Annotated in this window: 22 protein-coding genes; 8 read left to right on the top strand and 14 right to left on the bottom strand. The window is 60.4% G+C overall.

Annotation, left to right across the window (positions count from 1 at the left end; translation table 11 throughout):
* Nucleotides 1-33 precede the first annotated feature (33 nt).
* Nucleotides 34-1,446, top strand: coding sequence for an aspartate aminotransferase family protein (locus QRN33_RS25450; RefSeq protein ID WP_285410835.1), 1,413 nt, complete (start codon nt 34-36; stop codon nt 1,444-1,446).
* An 83-nt stretch (nt 1,447-1,529) separates the two neighbouring features.
* Nucleotides 1,530-1,754 (top strand): MbtH family protein, encoded by a 225-nt coding sequence (locus tag QRN33_RS25445; RefSeq protein ID WP_041478467.1) that lies wholly within the window; start codon nt 1,530-1,532, stop codon nt 1,752-1,754.
* Nucleotides 1,755-1,931: 177 nt separating this feature from the next.
* Here the strand turns inward: QRN33_RS25445 and QRN33_RS25440 are convergent, their stop codons facing one another.
* The 10 genes from QRN33_RS25440 to soxR all read right to left on the bottom strand — a co-directional run bounded on the left by QRN33_RS25440 (nt 1,932) and on the right by soxR (nt 9,431).
* Nucleotides 1,932-2,837 (bottom strand): metal ABC transporter substrate-binding protein, encoded by a 906-nt coding sequence (locus tag QRN33_RS25440; RefSeq protein ID WP_227972750.1) that lies wholly within the window; start codon nt 2,835-2,837, stop codon nt 1,932-1,934.
* Nucleotides 2,838-3,737, bottom strand: coding sequence for a metal ABC transporter permease (locus QRN33_RS25435; protein ID WP_007917717.1), 900 nt, complete (start codon nt 3,735-3,737; stop codon nt 2,838-2,840).
* Nucleotides 3,737-4,585: a metal ABC transporter ATP-binding protein gene (locus tag QRN33_RS25430; protein ID WP_285410832.1), complete on the bottom strand. Its 849-nt coding sequence runs from the start codon at nt 4,583-4,585 to the stop codon at nt 3,737-3,739. The genes QRN33_RS25435 and QRN33_RS25430 overlap by 1 nt, the downstream gene beginning before the upstream one ends.
* Nucleotides 4,582-5,511: a metal ABC transporter substrate-binding protein gene (locus QRN33_RS25425; RefSeq protein ID WP_285410830.1), complete on the bottom strand. Its 930-nt coding sequence runs from the start codon at nt 5,509-5,511 to the stop codon at nt 4,582-4,584. The genes QRN33_RS25430 and QRN33_RS25425 overlap by 4 nt, the downstream gene beginning before the upstream one ends.
* A gap of 35 nt (nt 5,512-5,546) precedes the next feature.
* Nucleotides 5,547-6,122 (bottom strand): DUF6162 family protein, encoded by a 576-nt coding sequence (locus QRN33_RS25420; protein WP_064361577.1) that lies wholly within the window; start codon nt 6,120-6,122, stop codon nt 5,547-5,549.
* Nucleotides 6,119-6,460 carry a hypothetical protein gene (locus QRN33_RS25415; RefSeq protein WP_064361578.1) on the bottom strand — a complete coding sequence of 114 codons (342 nt, stop codon included), beginning with the start codon at nt 6,458-6,460 and terminating at the stop codon, nt 6,119-6,121. Before QRN33_RS25415 ends, QRN33_RS25420 begins: the two co-directional genes overlap by 4 nt.
* Nucleotides 6,457-6,999 carry a PA2404 family protein gene (locus QRN33_RS25410; protein ID WP_064361579.1) on the bottom strand — a complete coding sequence of 181 codons (543 nt, stop codon included), beginning with the start codon at nt 6,997-6,999 and terminating at the stop codon, nt 6,457-6,459. Before QRN33_RS25410 ends, QRN33_RS25415 begins: the two co-directional genes overlap by 4 nt.
* A complete protein-coding gene (locus QRN33_RS25405; protein ID WP_285410827.1) occupies nt 6,996-8,195 on the bottom strand; it encodes a PepSY-associated TM helix domain-containing protein in 1,200 nt (399 codons plus the stop codon). Before QRN33_RS25405 ends, QRN33_RS25410 begins: the two co-directional genes overlap by 4 nt.
* Before the next feature lie 212 nt (nt 8,196-8,407).
* Entirely contained in the window at nt 8,408-8,866 is a 459-nt protein-coding gene (locus QRN33_RS25400; RefSeq protein ID WP_123419083.1) for a VOC family protein, read from the bottom strand.
* Nucleotides 8,867-8,978: 112 nt separating this feature from the next.
* Nucleotides 8,979-9,431 (bottom strand): redox-sensitive transcriptional activator SoxR, encoded by a 453-nt coding sequence (gene soxR, locus QRN33_RS25395; protein ID WP_065616925.1) that lies wholly within the window; start codon nt 9,429-9,431, stop codon nt 8,979-8,981.
* Nucleotides 9,432-9,524: 93 nt separating this feature from the next.
* On the opposite strand from soxR, the gene QRN33_RS25390 reads away from it, so the two are divergent.
* From QRN33_RS25390 to QRN33_RS25370, 5 genes are all read left to right on the top strand, one after another.
* Nucleotides 9,525-9,878 (top strand): antibiotic biosynthesis monooxygenase, encoded by a 354-nt coding sequence (locus QRN33_RS25390; RefSeq protein ID WP_285410824.1) that lies wholly within the window; start codon nt 9,525-9,527, stop codon nt 9,876-9,878.
* Between the two features lie 111 nt (nt 9,879-9,989).
* Nucleotides 9,990-10,259: a hypothetical protein gene (locus QRN33_RS25385; RefSeq protein ID WP_285410822.1), complete on the top strand. Its 270-nt coding sequence runs from the start codon at nt 9,990-9,992 to the stop codon at nt 10,257-10,259.
* A gap of 101 nt (nt 10,260-10,360) precedes the next feature.
* Entirely contained in the window at nt 10,361-10,975 is a 615-nt protein-coding gene (locus tag QRN33_RS25380; protein ID WP_285410820.1) for a LysE family translocator, read from the top strand.
* Between the two features lie 205 nt (nt 10,976-11,180).
* The gene (locus tag QRN33_RS25375) at nt 11,181-12,347 is read left to right on the top strand and encodes an aminotransferase class V-fold PLP-dependent enzyme (RefSeq protein WP_285410818.1); all 1,167 of its coding nucleotides are present in this window, start codon (nt 11,181-11,183) and stop codon (nt 12,345-12,347) included.
* A 69-nt stretch (nt 12,348-12,416) separates the two neighbouring features.
* Nucleotides 12,417-14,225, top strand: a complete 1,809-nt coding sequence (locus tag QRN33_RS25370; protein ID WP_285410816.1) for an aminopeptidase P family protein — start codon at nt 12,417-12,419, stop codon at nt 14,223-14,225.
* Between the two features lie 43 nt (nt 14,226-14,268).
* Here the strand turns inward: QRN33_RS25370 and QRN33_RS25365 are convergent, their stop codons facing one another.
* On the bottom strand, nt 14,269-14,865 hold the full coding sequence (locus QRN33_RS25365) for a 2-hydroxychromene-2-carboxylate isomerase (RefSeq protein ID WP_285410851.1): 597 nt from the start codon (nt 14,863-14,865) through the stop codon (nt 14,269-14,271).
* 40 nt (nt 14,866-14,905) lie between these two features.
* Complete coding sequence (locus tag QRN33_RS25360; protein ID WP_285410815.1) at nt 14,906-15,634, bottom strand: SDR family oxidoreductase; 729 nt, start codon at nt 15,632-15,634, stop codon at nt 14,906-14,908.
* Nucleotides 15,635-15,725: 91 nt separating this feature from the next.
* Between QRN33_RS25360 and QRN33_RS25355 the strand changes: the two genes are divergently transcribed.
* Complete coding sequence (locus QRN33_RS25355) at nt 15,726-16,295, top strand: TetR/AcrR family transcriptional regulator (protein WP_285410813.1); 570 nt, start codon at nt 15,726-15,728, stop codon at nt 16,293-16,295.
* Here the strand turns inward: QRN33_RS25355 and QRN33_RS25350 are convergent, their stop codons facing one another.
* The gene (locus QRN33_RS25350) at nt 16,296-16,577 is read right to left on the bottom strand and encodes a hypothetical protein (protein WP_039759777.1); all 282 of its coding nucleotides are present in this window, start codon (nt 16,575-16,577) and stop codon (nt 16,296-16,298) included. It lies immediately after the preceding gene.
* A 169-nt stretch (nt 16,578-16,746) separates the two neighbouring features.
* Nucleotides 16,747-17,634 carry a threonine/homoserine exporter RhtA gene (gene rhtA, locus QRN33_RS25345; protein WP_064361587.1) on the bottom strand — a complete coding sequence of 296 codons (888 nt, stop codon included), beginning with the start codon at nt 17,632-17,634 and terminating at the stop codon, nt 16,747-16,749.
* Nucleotides 17,635-17,828 lie beyond the last annotated feature (194 nt).

The raw sequence follows: 17,828 nt of genomic DNA, 5'->3' as shown, positions 1-17,828 counted from the left end.
GTCACTATCCATAGCGAATTGAGGGGTCGAGAGATGTCAGTCGCCACCAGCCTTATCGAAGAATCGTCGGCCCGGGTCGCCTCGGCGCCAGCGGAGACGTTGTACGAATTCCACGAATCACCGTTGCTGGCGCGCCAGAGCCAGCAGGAGTCCAACGCACGCAGCTACCCTCGGCGTATTCCACTGGCGCTCAAGCGTGCTAAGGGCCTGTATGTCGAGGATATTGAGGGGCGCACATTCATCGACTGCCTGGCCGGGGCCGGCACGCTGGCGCTGGGGCATAACCACCCGGTAGTGATCGAGGCAATCCAGCAGGTGCTCGCCGATGAATTGCCGCTGCACACCCTCGACCTGACCACGCCGGTCAAAGATCAATTCGTCCAGGATCTGTTCGGCTTGCTGCCGACGGAACTGGCGGCGCAGGCGAAAATCCAGTTCTGCGGCCCGACCGGCACCGACGCCGTGGAGGCAGCGCTGAAACTGGTACGCACCGCCACCGGGCGCAGCACCGTGCTGTCATTTTCCGGCGGTTATCACGGCATGAGTCAGGGCGCGTTGAGCCTGATGGGCAGCCTGGGACCAAAAAAACCACTGGGTGCCTTGCTCAGCAATGGCGTGCAATTCATGCCGTTCCCCTACGACTACCGTTGCCCGTTCGGCCTCGGCGGCGCGGCGGGCGTCAAAGCCAATCTGAGCTATCTGGAAAACCTGCTGAGCGATCCCGAGGCTGGCGTGCAGTTGCCGGCAGCGGTGATTGTCGAGGCGGTGCAGGGCGAAGGCGGGGTGATACCCGCTGATATCGAGTGGCTGCGCGGTTTGCGCCGGATCACCGAGAAGGCCGGTGTGGCGCTGATTGTCGATGAGATCCAGAGCGGTTTCGCCCGTACCGGCAAGATGTTTGCCTTTGAGCATGCGGGCATCGTTCCGGATGTGGTGGTGTTGTCCAAAGCCATCGGCGGCAGCCTGCCCTTGGCGGTGGTGGTTTACCGCGACTGGCTCGACACCTGGCAACCGGGCGCCCATGCCGGCACGTTCCGTGGCAATCAGATGGCCATGGCCGCCGGTTCGGCGGTGATGCGCTATCTGGTAGAGCACAAGGTCTGCGAACACGCCGCCGCCATGGGTGATCGACTCAGCGAGCATCTGCGCATTCTGCAACGCGACTTCCCGCAACTGGGCGACATCCGCGGGCGCGGCCTGATGCTCGGCGTCGAACTGGTCGACCCGAGCGGCCTACCCGACGCGCTCGGTCACCCGCCGGCATTCGCACGTCTGGCGCCGCTGGTTCAGCGTGAATGCCTCAAGCGCGGCCTGATTCTGGAGCTGGGCGGCCGCCATGGCGCGGTGGTGCGTTTCCTGCCGCCGCTGGTGATTACCGCAGCGGAAATCGACCGCGTCGCGGAGATTTTCGGTCGCGCTTTGGTCGCTGCCACCGCCGCACTGTAAATTTTTCCGCGCGGCGAACGTTCTTTCTACATACCCCGGCTGCATCCGTTGTGCAGCCGACCTTACAACGATGGAGAACCAGCATGACGTCAGTATTCGACCGCGAGGACATCCTCTTTCAGGTCGTGGTCAACCACGAAGAGCAATACTCGATCTGGCCCGATTACAAAGCCGTGCCAGAAGGCTGGCGCACCGTGGGCAAGAGCGGCCTGAAAAAGGAATGCCTGGCCTACATCGAAGAAGTCTGGACCGACATGCGCCCGTTGAGTCTGCGCCAGAAGATGGATGCGCAAGTCGCGGCGCAATAAGCGACCGGGCAGAAAAAACCCGCTGGACCAATGAGGGTCAGCGGGTTTTTTCATGTCTGGAGAGTGGCGCTGTCAGTGCTGGCCTCTTCGCGAGCAGGCTCACTCCTACAGTTGAAATGCGATCCCCTGTAGGAGTGAGCCTGCTCGCGATAAAGGATAACGCGGTCGTGCCTGAAATTACGCTCCGCTCAGTCCCTTGAGCAACAAATCCACATTGCCCTCCAGCTCCGCCAGCGGATCCGCCGCATCAGTACTCAACACCACCAGTCGGCTGCCGGATTCGGCAATCGCCGCTTTCACCGGTTCGGCTGGCTGGCGATGGTGCAGCACCACCGCTACGTCGTTGTCCTTGAGTGTTGCGGTCAGCTTCTTCAGTGCTTCAGGCGTCCACTCGGCATCAGGACGCGCATCCTGTCCGGCCAGTTCAAGGTTGAGGCTGCCAATCAGATAGCCGAAGTGATCGCTCAGGCTCATCACACTCAGATTGTCCGCCTCGGCCAGACGCGCTTCGGTGTCCGCGCTGAGTTTCAGTAGACGCTGTTTCAACGCCGCCAGATTGGCTTCGATCGCAGGCTTGGCGCTCGGTGCCAGGCGCACCAGGTCTGCGGCCATCACATCGGCCATGCGCCCCATGTTGTTGCTCGCCAGCCATGGCTGACTGTTCAGGCCATCAACCTGCACGCCCGGCTGTACGGCGATGCCGGGCAGGGCGCCGTCGACCGGGCGGGCAGCGTCGACTTCGACGATACGAATGTTGCTGCGCCGAGCGATCGGGTACAGCGGATCATCGGCCCACAGCGAACGCAGGCCGATCACCGCGTCCGCGTCGGTGGCCAGTTTGCTCAGGGCCGGAGCGCCACGGCCAGTGAAATACGCAGTCTGGCGGCTACCGGGCAGGTTGGCCGGAGCTGCGCGTTCGAGCTTGACGTCGGTGCCTTTGAGCAGTGCTTCGCCGAGGCCGAAGGTAATCGGCAACGAGGCCAGAACGCGCAAGGGCTTTGCACTTTCAGCAGCCATCAACGGGGTGCAGACCACGCCACACAGGGCCATGGCCAAAGTCAGGTTACGCAGTGAAAAAGCCATTTATCCAAGGTTCCCTTTCAGGCTGGGGACGACGCCGCGCGCGATGGCGGCGAGGGCGAAAGCGATGCCGGCGACCAGAATGATCGCGGCGCCGGATGGAATCGGCAGGTCGAACACGATCGGCGCAAGAATCCCGCACAGCGTGCTGACGGTAGCGATCAGCACCGAACACCAGAAAAACCCTTTGAGCGACTGGCTGAGCAAGCGCGCCGCCGCAGCCGGAATCACCAGCAAGGCGCCGACCAGAATTGCACCGATGACTTTTACCGCCGCGACGGTGATCAAGGTCACCAGGATCACGAACAGGTAATCCAGCGTCTTGACCGCTACGCCACGCACCGCAGCCAGTTGCGGATTGAAACTGGCGAGCATGATGCGGTTGTACAGCGGCAGGGCGAGGGCCATGACCAGCGACCCGACGATCGCCAGCACCGCCAGATCATTGCCGTTGACGGTCAGTACCGAACCGAACAGCACGTTTTCCAGAATGTGCACGTTGATCTTGCCGGCGAGGATCAGCAGCAGGCTCGCGCCGAGTGCCAGCGACACCGAGAGGAACACGCCGATCAGCGTATCCGGTGCCAGCCCGGTACGGTTGCGCAGGTAATTGAGCAGGATGCCGAACAGCAGGCAGTAGCCGAACAGGCTGCCGTACGGGCCGGTGTAGGGTTCGCCGAGCAGAATGCCGATGGCCACCCCGGTCAGTGCCGCGTGGCCGACCGCTTCGGAGAAGAACGCGAAGCGCTTGACCACCACCAGCGTGCCGAGCCCACCGAGCACCGGGCCGATCAGCAGACCGGCGAGCAGGGCGTTGACCACAAATCCGTAGGCCAGCGCTTCCGGCAGATAACCCGAAGATGCCCAACCCTGGACCATCAAACGAAAGGCTTCGTAACTCATCACACAGCGCTCCGTGGATGGGTGGAAAACAGCGTCAGCAGACGTTCCGGCGTCAGCGCCTGTTGCGGCGTGGCGTCGAACAGCACGCGACGGTTGAGGCCGGTCACCCGATCGGCCAGTCGCCCCACCGCTTCCAGATCATGTTCGATCCACAACACGGTGATGCCCGCCGCGCGCCAGTCATTCAGCAGACGTTCGAACACCTGAATCCCGGCCTCATCGAGAGCCGACATCGGCTCGTCGAGCACCAGCAATTGCGGCGGCGGAATCAGGCCCTGCGCGAGCAGCACCCGCTGCCGCTCACCGCCGGACAGCGCGCCCATGCGCCGCTTGCGCTTGTCCTGCATGCCGACACGCTCCAGCGCCTCGCCGATGGCACCGGCGTAGTGTTTGCTCAAACCGAGAAAGGCCGGCCGGCGCTGGCACATGGCGGCCATGAAATCGTCGACGGTCATCGGCAAACCGCGATCGAACTCCAGCGCTTGCGGGACGTAACCGATGGTGCCGGGCTCGCCGGGCCAGTGCAGGCTGAGCTGGCCCTGATGCGGCATCTGCCCCAGCAGCGTCTTGATCAGCGAACTCTTGCCACCGCCGTTGGGGCCGACCAGCGCATGCACGCTGCCGGGCTGCACCTGGAAGCTGACCTTGTCGAGAATCGTTGTGCGCCCCAGCGTCAGGCTGACTTCCGCAAACTCCAGCGCCGGCCCCGTAACCTGTAGGAGTGAGCCTGCTCGCGATAGCGGAGTTTCACCCAATGAAGATGTTGGCTGAGCGGACGCCATCGCGAGCAGGCTCACTCCTACAGGGGACTCGGTGTTTTCTGGGGCGAGGGTTTCTTTCGAGGTCATGCTCCTGACTCCTGAATCGCCCGAACCACGGTGTTGAGGTTGCCGGTCATTTCCTTTTCGTACTTGTCGGCGGTGTATTCGCCGTAGGAAATGTGCGACAGCGGGTAAAGCTTCACCCCGGATTCGCGCTGGATGGTGTCGACGTAGCTGGACGGGAAATCCATTTCCGAGAAAATCACTTTCACGTCGAGCTCGCGCAGCTGGTCGATGGTTTTTTTCAGCTGACTTGGGCTTGGCTCGATGCCGTGGGCTGGCTCGACCACGGCCGTCACTTCCAGACCGAATTCACGCAACAGATAGTCGTAAGCCGCATGCACCGTGGCCACGCGCAGTTCTGCGTTCGGTGCCTGGGTCAGTTTGGCCAAAGCGTCGGCGCGCATCTGCCGCAGGCGTTTGCCATAGGCACGCGCGTTCTGGGTGTAGGTCTTGGCATTGTCCGGATCGATCTTGCCCAGTTCGCGGGCGATGTTGTTGACCTGGGCGATGGAGGCGCTTATCGACAGGAACGTGTGCGGATTGACTACTTTGCCGGCGCCGCGCGCAGCGACACCGGTGGCCGCCAGCAGCGGCACGTTCTCGTTGGCTTCGATGGTTTTTACGTTGGGTGTTTCACTGGCGGCGATCATCCGGTCGGCGAAGTCGTCATGGCCGACGCCATTGAGCACGATCACGTCCAGCCCGCTGATGCGCTTGATGTCTTCAGCTCGAGGCTCGTAGGCGTGCGGATTGAAGCCGGCGGGAATCAGCGGCACCACTTCGGCCTTGTCGCCGACGATGTTCGCGACATAGCTGTAATACGGATGCAGGGTAATGCCGATGCGCAGGCGTTTGCCTTGCTCGGCGCTGGCCAATGGGCTCAGCAGGCAGGCGCACAGGCCAAGGAGAAACAGGCGTAACAATGGACGGCGAGGAGATGAAATGTACATGGGCAAGCAGTCTTCTCTCGGATAAAGGCGAGGAATCAATGGCGATGTTCGCGGGTAACCCCGGCATCGAATTGCGCGACGATCTGTTTCCAGCCAGCGGCGGACAGCGCGGCATCGGACAGATCCTGCGCAGGCACGAGGTCGGCGCTGCGGTTCAGCCAGATGTCCGGCGCAGCGTTGGCATCGGCACCGACACGCATGAGAAATGACCCGGCGACATCAGGCGTCGCGCTGCGACCGAAGTAGGCGCGGTCGGCGAGCATCTGCCATGCATGACCGCCACGGCTGACCGAACTGGCATCCTGTGCGAACGGCGCGAAACCCTCTTCGGCCAGCACCTGTGGGGTCGGCAGGGCTTTTTGCTCTTCGCGCAGCAAGCGGATTTCGTCGAGGGTCACCCGCAGGTCGGCATAGATGCCTTGCTCGGCGGCGCTGAGGTCGCGGCGGGCGTCGTACTGGTTGCTCGCGACGGGCTCCGGCTCATGGGAAACCCCGCGCCACGCCACCACCGAACCGGCGACCGCGAGGATCAACAGACACAACAGCAGCACGTTGAGGGTTTCATGACCGGCACCCGCCGGGCGTACCACTTGAGTTGTCGGGGTACTCATGGGGCTTCGATATCCGCCTGGTCGATTTCCACTACATGGCCGGGGCCGGCGTCGAACAGGACATAAAACTCACTACCGGGTTTCTTGAATGTCAGCGTCGAGTCTTCACCCAGTTTGCCGGGCACCAGAATGGTTTCGTCGTAGCCGATCACGTCGAGGGTCACGCCCGGCGCGCCGCTGCCATCGGAGAAACCGCCGGTGCATTTGATCTGTTCGGCATCGATGGCTTTGCATTCGCACATCGGGTTGTGCGCCAGGGCGCCGGCACTGAAACCGGCGCTCAGGACCAGCAGCGCGGCACTTGCCAGCAAGCGGGGATGGAGTGGCGAGCGAGTCATGGTTTGGCTCCTTGTTTGTTCAGCCAGGCAACGGTGGCGGGGGAGGCTTGGCTCAGGGGAATCGCGGCCTGGTGCATGCTGCCGTCCCAGCCTTCCATGGTGATCCACAGCTCGGCGTCAGGTTTGGTTTTCGCCGGGATCGGCATCTGCGTGCCCATGCGGTAAGGGGTGCCGAAGAAGATCGTGCCGGCGGCACGCAGGCTGCGCGGTTTGCCGATGCGCAAGTAAGTGGCCTTGACCTGTTCGACGCAGGTATCGCAGACGGCAGCAGTGAAATCCTTCATATAGCCAGCCGGGCCGCTCAGGTGCGGCGCTTCTTCGCGCAGCTCGGCCAGGCGCAGGCTCCACGGGCCGACCTGAACGGTGCCTATTTCCCGTTGGCCCAAGCCACTGTCGCCGCGAAAAAGCGAGGCATCGGCAAAGTATTTCGGCATGAACCCCAAAGGGATCAGCAACAACAGAACATTGATGTGGAAGCGCCACTTGTGCCAGAAACGCGACAGGCGAGACGGCGGTGTGACCGAGATGGCTTTGTTCACAGGCTGGCCTCCGAAGGTTCACGGCGCATCGCTGGTTGGGCGGAGACACGGTTTTTCTTGTCCTCGCGCTTCAGTGCATTGGCGGTGGCCAGCGCGGTGCGTTTGGTCCAGATCAGCAGGCCGCTGAGGATCATCATGCTCAGCAACAGACCGAAGAAGAACCAGATCAATTTGATCCAGATGCCACCGAAGTCACCGGTGTGCAGCGGGCGCATGGATTCGGTAACGAATTCCAGCGAGGATCGGTCGGACAGCAAGCGTGATGAGGCCATGTCGCCGTTGTATGGGTTGAGTGTCGCGGTCTGGTACATCAGCGGATACCAGCCGCGACCGCTGACGCTCATGTGCGAGTAGGCATTGCCCGGCAGGTTGACGTAGCTGGCTTCCAGCCCCGGAATTTTCTGCTGGGCGATTTCGATGGCGCGGTCCAGACTGATCCGCGGTGGCGGAGTGCCGGCGGCGGAGATCGGCACGCTTTCCCGGGACATCGCCGGAATGATCGGTTCGCTGGAAATGGAAATCTGGTTATCGAACAGGAATGCCTTGATCAGGAACCAGATGCCGGTGATGGAAATCACCGCAATGAACCAGATCGACCAGATGCCGCACAGGCGATGGAAATCGCCCCAAAAGATCCGCGCGCCATGGCGTACGCGTAGGGTCGGGCGCAGAAAACCTTTCCAGAAGCGCTTGTAGACCACCAGCCCGGTAATCAGCGAAACCAGCATCGGCACGCCGAGCAATGACACCAGATACCAGCCCCAGCTGTAGCCATTGGTGAACGGCACCAGCCACCAGCCGTGCAAGGCGCGGGTGAAGGCCTTGAAATCGAAGGCCGGCGCGGTGCCCTGGATGACGCCAGTGTACGGATTGACATAGACCGTCAACGAACGCCCGTTGGGGTAGCTGACTTCGACGTCGAGGGCAAAGTGCGACTCGTCCGGGCGGTTGATGCTCTGCACCAGGGTTTGCGGCTCGGCTTGTTTGATCGCGGCAAGAATCTGGTCGTAGCTCAGGCGCGGCGCGTCGTCCGACGGCTGACTGGCGCGCATTTGCGGATTGGCCAGCCAGACGATTTCCTGACTGACTACCGCCAGCGTGCCGGTGACACAGACGATCAGCACAAAGAACCAGATCGGCAACGCCAGCCAGCTATGCACCAGGAACCACAGTTTGGAACGGGATTTCTTCGACATGATTGCGCGTCTTGATAGCGGTGGAAGGGGCCGGGCTACGGGCTTCGCAGCACGGAACTCCCCGGGAGGCCGTTCGTGGCTTTTGCCTACGCGAACGGCCTGCATTCCTATAAGACGTATGAGCGAAGAAAATCCCGAAAGCGGATATGAAAGCAAATGTTTCGCAATTACATCGGCAGTGCGTTTTGTCGGTCGGTTCTGGCTACAAGGCTTTAGTTTTGGTTGAACATTCCCATCGCTCGTTGGCGAATCTGCTCTTCGCTCAGATCCTCTTTATGGGTTGCGAGAAACCATAAATGGCCGAACGGATCTCTCAAAGTCCCGCTGCGATCGCCGTAGAACTGGTCTTTGACCTCGGAGACGCTTTGCGCGCCGGCATCCAGTGCTTGTTGAAAGGCCTGATCGACATCCGGCACGTACAGGTGCAAACCGATCGAAACCGCCTGCTGCGGATTGCTCAACGGCCCTTGGTCGCAGGGCGTGCCGAGCATGATCGCGCTGTCACCGATGCGCAGTTCGGCGTGGCCGATATTGCCGTCGGGCATGGTCAGACGCATGACTTCGCTGGCATTGAAGGCTTTCTTGTAGAAATCGATGGCCTCGGCGGCCTGTTGGATGCCGAGATACGGGGTAATGCTGTGATACCCCTCAGGAATGGGTTTGACGCTCATGACGTTCTCCCTGTTTTTGTTTTCAACAGATGGGGTTGCTCCGGATTTGTCCGGAGCAATCACTATAGAACCGTCCTCGCAGCGCAGGTTTTCTGCCGACGAGCAGCGCGCATCACGCATCGCGAAAGTGCGGGCCTGGGCCTCGGTCACCGAGCACGTCACCCTTATTGCGCAATGGACACGCCTCCATGGACAGACAGCCACAGCCGATGCAACCGGTGAGCTGATCGCGCATTAGCGTCAGTTGCTTGATTCGTTCGTCGAGTTCGCGCTGCCATTGTTCGGACAGCATTTTCCAGTCCGCCGCCGACGGCGCGCGATCCTGCGGCAGGATCTTCAGCGCTTCGCCGATCTCCGCCAGCGGTATCCCTAGTCGTTGCGCGACTTTGATCAATGCTACCCGGCGCAACACGGCACGGGGATAGCGGCGCTGGTTACCGGCGTTGCGTTCACTTTTGATCAAGCCTTTGGCTTCGTAAAAATGCAGCGCGGTGACCGCGACGCCACTGCGCGCGGCAACTTCGCCGACGGTAAGAGGTTTATGCACCTGGTCTTTGCTGATCATGGGGAAAATGCTCTTGACCTTGACTTAACTAGAGGTTTTACCCTGCAGCTCTTCGGGTCGCAAGGCTCGCTTCAAGATGAGTGGGGGCTTTCCATGAGCAATCGCAGCTTTACCCAATTGATCGAGTTCGAGATCGAACCGCGTCAGCAAGCCGCGCTGGTTTCGGCATTGGCGATGCGGACCGAGCGTCTGGCTCAGCGTTACGACGGTTTTCTCAGTGCCAGCGTGCAGGCCAGCGACGACGGCCGACGCGTGTTGAGCTTTCTGCAATGGCAAAGCCGCGAGGCGGGGGAGGCGGCATTTCACAGTTTCGAAAACGGTGAGCAGGATTTCTGGCAACTGATCCGCACTCATCGCGCGAAAACCGTGACCTTCAATTCCTTCCAGGTACACAGCAGCATTGCCCGCAGCCACGACGATGCGCTGCATTGCCGTCTGCCGGGTTAGCCAGGATTAGCGCAAACCTGATAGCCACTATTGAGAGCGTTGATTTCTGCGCGAGCGTGCCTGGGCGTAGCCTTTCTCCATCGACCCCACATTGCTCGCCAGGACGCCCCCATGAACCGTTTACTGACTGCTTCGCTGATGCTCGCTGTTTCCGTACTCGCTGGCTGTGCCGGCCACGTTTCGCCAGAGCTGCGCCCTTACACCGCTGAAGAATCCCGCGAACTGGCACTGGAAGCGCTGAACCGCAGCGGCCTGTCGTTCGACGAATACCACGCAAAAAAAGCGCAGTTGCTCGGCCAGCCGCAGAAGACTTTCGGTTTTGACCAGCAGGGTGAGATGAGCGCCGAGCGTGCCGTACAGCTGCACGGACGTCCTAGCTGAAAGCAAACTGTACTGCTTGAAGTTTTCCCTAACTGTCCGTGGGTTTGCCGGACGCCGTGGGATAGGGTCAACACCTGAATGACCCTGGATGGACTGCCTCGATGAACCTCTCGCTTGATCTGCTGTTGGGCTTTGCCCTGTTTGCCCTTGTCACCTCGATCACACCGGGGCCGAACAACACCATGTTGTTGGCATCCGGAGTGAATTTCGGCTTCAACCGCACCATTCCGCACATGCTCGGCATCAGCTGCGGCTTCTTCCTGTTGGTGGTGGCGGTGGGCTTCGGTCTGGGCGCGGTGTTTCAGGCCTACCCGATTCTTTATACGGTGCTGCGTTATGTCGGCTCCGCCTATTTGCTCTACCTGGCGTGGAAGATCGCCCACTCCGGGCCGGTCGGCGACGGTGCCGACGGCCAGGCGAAACCGATCAGCTATCTGGGCGCCGCCGCGTTTCAGTGGGTCAATCCCAAGGCGTGGATCATGGCCATCGGTGCCATCAGCACGTACACGCCGATGCAGGGCTATTTCTACAATGTGGTGGTCATCGCGGCGGTATTCGCCATCATCAACCTTCCAAGTGTTGGCCTGTGGGCCGCGTGCGGCACGCTGTTGCGCAATGTACTCAAGGATCCGCGGTGGTTGCGCGTGTTCAATTGGGGCATGGCGGCGCTACTGGTAATTTCGCTGTATCCGTTACTTCTCGAAAGCTTTCACTGACGCATTGCTTCAATCGCCGGCCCGATGCCTGTTAAGCTCGGTTTCAGGAGCGTTCCTACGCACTTTTAAATGAAGCCCTACTTCTTTAACGGCATCCGATCAGGTATTGATGACGCTCTCGAACCCATGCACAGCTCACGAGGCTGTGCATCGTCGTTTGCAGACACGAGCCTCCTGATCCCGGAACACGCTCTGCGAGTCCTTTATGAACACACGTCCGTTGTATTTCGATTACGCCGCCACCACCCCGGTGGACGAGCGGGTCATCAGGGTGATGACCGAATGTCTGGGTTTTCACGGTAACTTCGGTAACCCGGCGTCCAGCTCCCATGCTTTCGGCCAGCAGGCCCGGCAGACGGTCGAGCAGGCACGTCGGCAAGTCGCCGATCTGGTCGGCGCGCAGCCTGAGCAGATCGTCTGGACCTCCGGTGCCACCGAATCCAACAATCTCGCCCTCAAAGGCGTCGCCCAGGCCCGTGGCGTTTCCGGCGGGCACATCATTACCAGCCAGATCGAACACAAGGCCATTCTCGACACCGCCCGACAATTGCAGGATTCGGGCATTGCCGTGACTTATCTGGTGCCGGACGCTGAAGGCTTGATCACACCGCAAGCGGTCAGTGAAGCGATGCGTGACGACACGTTTCTGGTGTCGCTGATGCTGGTCAACAACGAGCTGGGCACGGTCAACGATGTCGAGACGATTGGTGAGGTGGTGCGCAGTCGGCAGGCGCTATTCCACGTCGACGCCGCGCAGGGCGCTGGCAAAGTCGCGATCGATCTGAGCCGCCTGGCAGTGGACCTGATGTCGTTTTCCGCACACAAACTCTACGGCCCCAAGGGCATCGGCGCCTTGTATGTCGGTCCGCACGCGCAGCAACGCTTGCAGGCGCAGATCCATGGCGGCGGTCACGAAGGCGGCTTGCGCTCCGGAACCCTGGCGACTCATCAGATTGCCGGTATGGGCGCAGCATTCGCTCTGGCCGCCGACGCATTCGATGAAGAGAAAAAAGCCATCGTCGCTTTGCGCGAACGTTTGCTCGAACAGCTTTTGAGTTTGCCCGGCGTGCGCCTCAATGGCAGTGCCTCGCAACGTATTCCGCACACCCTGAGCCTGACTTTCAGCGAGGGCGAGTTCAACAGTACTGCGTTGAGCCATTCGATCGCGTTTTCCGCGACGTCGGCGTGTAATTCCGCAAGCAACGCGCCGTCCCACGTGCTGCTCGCGCTCGGCCACGATGCGCGGCTGGCGGGGCGCACCATTCGCTTGAGCCTCGGGCGGTTTACCACCGCCGAGGATGTCGACAAGGCCGTCGAACTGATCAGAACCGCCTGCGCCAGTGCCCCGGCATTCTGGGCGACAGGGCTTTAAAACAGCCGACGCTTTCCATGGCCGTGAAGGCTACGAACAATAACGATGACGCGATTAGCAGGAGACATGATGAGTTCCCACACCTTGACCGAAGGATCGGTGCCTCAGCGCCTGGCGCATACCCGTGAACTGATGCGCCGCGAAGGCATCCATGCGCTGCTCGTGCCGTCCGCCGACCCGCATCTGTCGGAATATTTGCCGGGTTACTGGCAGGGCCGGCAATGGCTGTCGGGTTTCCACGGTTCGGTCGGTACGCTGATTGTCACTGCTGATTTCGCTGGCGTGTGGGCCGACAGTCGTTACTGGGAACAGGCGACCAAGGAACTCGAGGGCAGCGGCATCGAACTGGTCAAGCTGCAACCGGGGCAGCCGAGCCCGCTGGACTGGCTGGCCGAGCAAACCCCAGAGGGCGGCGTGGTGGCGGTCGATGGTGCGGTGATGGCAGTGGCTTCGGCGCGCACACTGAGCAGCAAGCTCGAAGCACGCGGCGCTCGTCTGCGCACCGATATCGACCTGTTGCAGGAAGTCTGGCGCGATCGCCCGAGCCTCCCCGACGCGCCGGTCTATCAGCATCTGCCGCCGCAAGCGACTGTCAGCCGCGGTGAGAAACTCGCGAAGCTGCGCGAGTCCTTGCAAGAGCGTGGGGCCGATTGGCATTTCATCGCCACCCTGGATGACATCGCCTGGCTGTTCAACCTGCGCGGTGGTGATGTCTCGTTCAATCCAGTGTTTGTTTCGTTCGCCTTGATCAATCAGCAACAGGCGACGTTGTTCGTCGCCCTGAGCAAGGTCGATGCCGATCTGCGCGGCGTGCTCGAACAGGATGGCGTGACGCTGCGTGACTACAGCGAAGTGGCCGATGCATTGCGTGCTGTGCCGAGTGGCGCGAGCCTGCTGGTCGATCCGGCGCGAGTGACCACAGGTTTGCTGGATCACCTGGACAGTGGCGTGAAACTGGTCGAAGGCCTGAACCCGACCACGCTGGCCAAATCGCAGAAAAGCGAAGCCGACGCTCAGCACATCCGCAAAGCGATGGAACAGGATGGCGCGGCGTTGTGCGAATTCTTCGCCTGGCTGGAATCGGCGTGGGGTCGCGAGCGCATCACCGAGCTGACCATTGACGAGAAACTCACCGCCGCTCGTGAACGTCGCCCCGATTATGTTTCGCTGAGTTTCAACACCATTGCCGCGTTCAATGCCAACGGCGCGATGCCGCATTATCACGCTACCGAAGAAGAGCATGCGGTGATCGAGGGTGATGGTCTGTTGCTCATCGATTCCGGTGGCCAATACCTCGGCGGTACGACCGACATCACCCGCATGGTCCCGGTGGGAACGCCGACCCAAGAGCAGAAGCAGGATTGCACGCGTGTGTTGAAAGGCGTGATTGCCCTCTCACGGGCACGCTTCCCGAAAGGCATTCTGTCGCCGCTGCTCGACGCCATCGCCCGTGCGCCGATCTGGGCTGAAAACGTCGATTACGGTCACGGCACCGGTCACGGCGTGGGCTATTTCCTCAACGTTCACGAAGGTCCGCAGGTGATCGCCTATCAGGCCGCGCCGGCGCCGCAAACAGCTATGCAACCGGGAATGATCACATCGATCGAACCCGGTACTTATCGTCCAGGCCGTTGGGGTGTGCGCATCGAGAACCTGGCGATGAACCGCGAGGCCGGCACCAGCGAATTCGGCGATTTCCTCAAGTTCGAAACCCTGACGTTGTGCCCGATCGATACCCGTTGCATGATTGCGGATCTGCTGACCCAGGAAGAAAAGCAGTGGCTCAATGCTTATCACGGTGAAGTGCGCGAGCGTTTGAGCCCATTGCTGGAGGGTGCGGCGCTGGGCTGGCTGAACGAGCGCACTGTGGCAATTTGATCGATGTACCCAAGGCACTGCCCGCGGTGCCTTGGGCTTGGCTTCAATCCTGGCGCAATGCCTCTTCTACGAAGTCGAGTCGATCCTGACCGAAGAACATCTTATCGCCAATGAACATGCTTGGAGCACCGAAAACGCCGCGCTTGATGGCTCTTTCGGTGTTTTCCTTGAGTGCGGCCTTGACTGACTCATCGTTGGTCAACCCCATTATTTCCTGGGTATCGAAGCCGTTTTCAGTCAGCACCCCTGCGATGGTTTGCGGATCGTTAAGGTTACGGCCGTCCACCCAAAGTGCCTTGAACAGGCAATCGACGAAGTCGGCGAAACGCTGCGGCTGATGCAACTGCATGCCAGTGACGGCGCGCATCAATATCAGCGTATTGATCGGAAAGTGCGGATTGAACCTGAGCTGTACGCCGTAGCGTTTGGCGAAACGGTCGAGGTCCTGAAACATGTAACGACCCTTGGCCGGAATCACCGCCGGCGAAGCATTGCCGGTGGCTTTGAATACGCCACCCAACAGCATCGGGATGTAGATCAGTTCGCTGCGGGTTTCGGCGCAAATGTTCGGCAGCTGGGTGTGCGCCAGATAGGTGGTGGGGCTGCCGAGGTCGAAATAGAATTCCACGGTTTTCGTCATGATCAAGTCGCGCTCTTATTGTTGTGATGAGGGGGAGGGCTTACCAGCGCTCGTTCCATGGGCGCAGGTCTAGCTCGAAGGTCCATGCATCCCGTGGCTGACTGTGCAGATACCAGTAGTTTTCGGCGATGTGCTCCGGGTCGAGAATGCCGTCCTGATCCTTGGTCGCGTATTTTTCGGGAAAGCTGTTGCGGATGAAGTCGGTGTCGATCGCACCGTCCACTACGACATGGGCGACATGGATGTTCATCGGTCCCAGTTCCCTGGCCATGCTTTGGGCCAGTGCGCGGATACCGTGTTTGGCGCCAGCAAAAGCGGCGAATTCGGAAGCGCCGCGCAGTCCGGCGGTGGCACCGGTAAACAGAATCGTGCCGCGCTGCCGAGTCACCATGCGCTTGGCCACTTCACGGGCATTGAGAAACCCGGAGAAACAGGCCATCTCCCAGATCTTGAAATACTTGCGCGCGGTTTCTTCGAGAATGCTGCACGGCACGTTGGCTCCGATGTTGAAGACAAAGGCCTCGATCGGACCGACGCGTGTCTCGATGTCTTCGATCAGCGCGATGACGTCTTCTTCCTTGCGCGCATCGCAAGCGAACCCATGAGCCTCACCGCCTTCAGCGACTATGGCGTCGACCAGTGGCTGCAGTTTGTCGGCGCTGCGCCGGGTCACGCAGGCAGTGAAACCTTCATTGGCAAAACGCTTGGCAATCGCGCCGCCAGTGGCATCGCCCGCACCGACAACCAATACGACCTTCTTGTTATTCATGGGTGAATCCCTTTAGGTTAACGATCGTTTAGTTAACGAACGTTATGCTAGGATTCGGGCAGCGTCAAGGCGAACCATTTCAGGAGAGGACATGCGTTATTCGGCAGGCCACAAATCGGAAACCCGCGAAAGATTGCTGCAAAGCAGCGCGCTCTCGGCAAAGAAATCGGGGTTTTCCACGGTGGGCGTCGATGGTCTGATGAAGGCTATCGGTTTGAGTGGCGCAGCGTTCTACAGTCACTTTTCCTCAAAGGATGGGTTGTTTGCTGCCATCGTCGAGCGAGAGCTGAGTGAGAGTCTTGAGCGCCTCGGCGGGCAGGGCGGCGCAGATCGGCAGCGGCTGGAGCGTTGTCTGAAGCAGTACCTGAGCATGGCCCACGTCGAGCAACCCGAGTCCGGCTGCGCGCTGCCGACATTGGGCGCAGAGATCGCCCGTGCCGATGTGCAGGTGCGTGAGCAGGCGGAAGAATGGATCTGCCGTCTCCAGCAAAGTTGGGCTGAGATACTGGAAAGCGAGAGCCTGGCCTGGTCGGTGCTTTCGCAATGCGTGGGTGCGCTGGTGGTCGCGCGGATGCTGGCAACACCGGACATGCAGCGAACGGTGTTGCGCTCGAGCCATCAGGAAATCACGCGTCAGCTCGCTTCCCCGCGAGCCGAGTAGTTATTTGCAGATGACGATCATGCTGCGGCTGGTATAGCCGGCGGGGTTCAGGCCGAACGGATAATCGCCTGGTTCTTCCACGGCATCCCCGGATTTGGCGATCACCTTGTACCCCTTGGGAGCGCAGGAGTTGGCGGCGCTGGTGTAGCACTTGTCCCATGAGGATGAAAGTCCGGAACAGTTGATATGCAGGCCCTTCTTTCCCCGCTTGACCTGGGTTTCCGAGGTCGCTGCGCAACTTGCGATCGCCAGCAGGGCGATCAATAGCAAAATTCGTTTCATTACCATCCTTAATAGCGGCCGCGAGTCTTGTGCTCGGGTCTGCCTGTATTCGCTCGCGTTTGCAGCGTTGTGCCGTTCCTTTGCGAAAAAATCCATGACTGGCGATGGGTTACGAAGCTAAACATGGCCTAAATAAGCGCCAATTACCAGAGCCACTTTTCATTACCCTTCAGTCCGCCGCGACAGCAGGCTTTGCTCCGCTGCCCATGGTCATCGTTGCGCCCACGGAGGCCAGAATAATGCACAGGATGGCCAGCCATTGTGACAATGAAAGGTATTCCTGCAGAAAAAGCAGGCCCGATAGCGCGCCGAACGCGGGTTCGATACTCATGAGTGTGCCGAAGGTGCGCGCGGGCATTCGCGTCAGGGCAACCATTTCCAGGGTGTAGGGCAGGGCGGTGGACAGAATGGCGACTCCGATAGCGACTGGAATCAGTGAGGGTGTCAGCAGCGCAGCGCCAGCATGAACGATACCGATCGGCGCTACGAACAGCGCGGCGATCATCACGCCCAACGCAGCCGTAGTTACTCCGTTATCAGCGCCGGCCTTCTGCCCGAACAGTATGTACAGCGCCCAGCAAACCCCGGCTCCCAGTGCATAGCCCGCTCCGACCAGGTCAATGCCAGCAGTGGTTGCCCCAGTAGGTATCAATAGAAGCAGGCCGGCCGCAGCCAGCGCGATCCAGAGAAAATCGATAGCGCGGCGAGAGGCATATATCGCTACAGCCAGAGGGCCGGTGAACTCGAGAGCAACGGCGATGCCCAGCGGCACAGTGCGCAGAGACATATAGAAGAGGAAGTTCATCCCGCCCAATGCCATGCCGTAGACAATCACGGTACGAAGAGACTTGGCGGTCAGCTTTGCGCGCCATGGCCGGAGCAATAGCAGCATGATCACGCTGGCAAAGATCAAGCGCAGCGTGGTCGTGCCTTGAGCGCCGATAATCGGGAACATGCTTTTGGCCAGGGAGGCGCCTGACTGGATGGATGCCATGGCTATCATGAGCAGGCCTACCGGAAACAACATGGAGGCTAGGGAGCGAGGTTGGTCATTCATTACAGGGCGGCATCCAGGCAAAAGCAGAGTGTTGTTATGGGAGTGGGCAATATATTGCGCATTGGATGGGGGGCGCGTCTATATATAGAGGAGGTTTTTGCTGATTTGTAAGAAAAGCGAAATTAACGGTTGACGGCAGATTCCAGAGGTCTATAATTCGCCCCACTTCCGGCGCAGTCGAAACGGAAAACTCC

Source organism: Pseudomonas sp. FR229a, from assembly GCF_030209115.1.
GTDB lineage: Bacteria > Pseudomonadota > Gammaproteobacteria > Pseudomonadales > Pseudomonadaceae > Aquipseudomonas > Aquipseudomonas moraviensis_A.
This window is presented reverse-complemented; position numbering and strand designations above follow the sequence as displayed.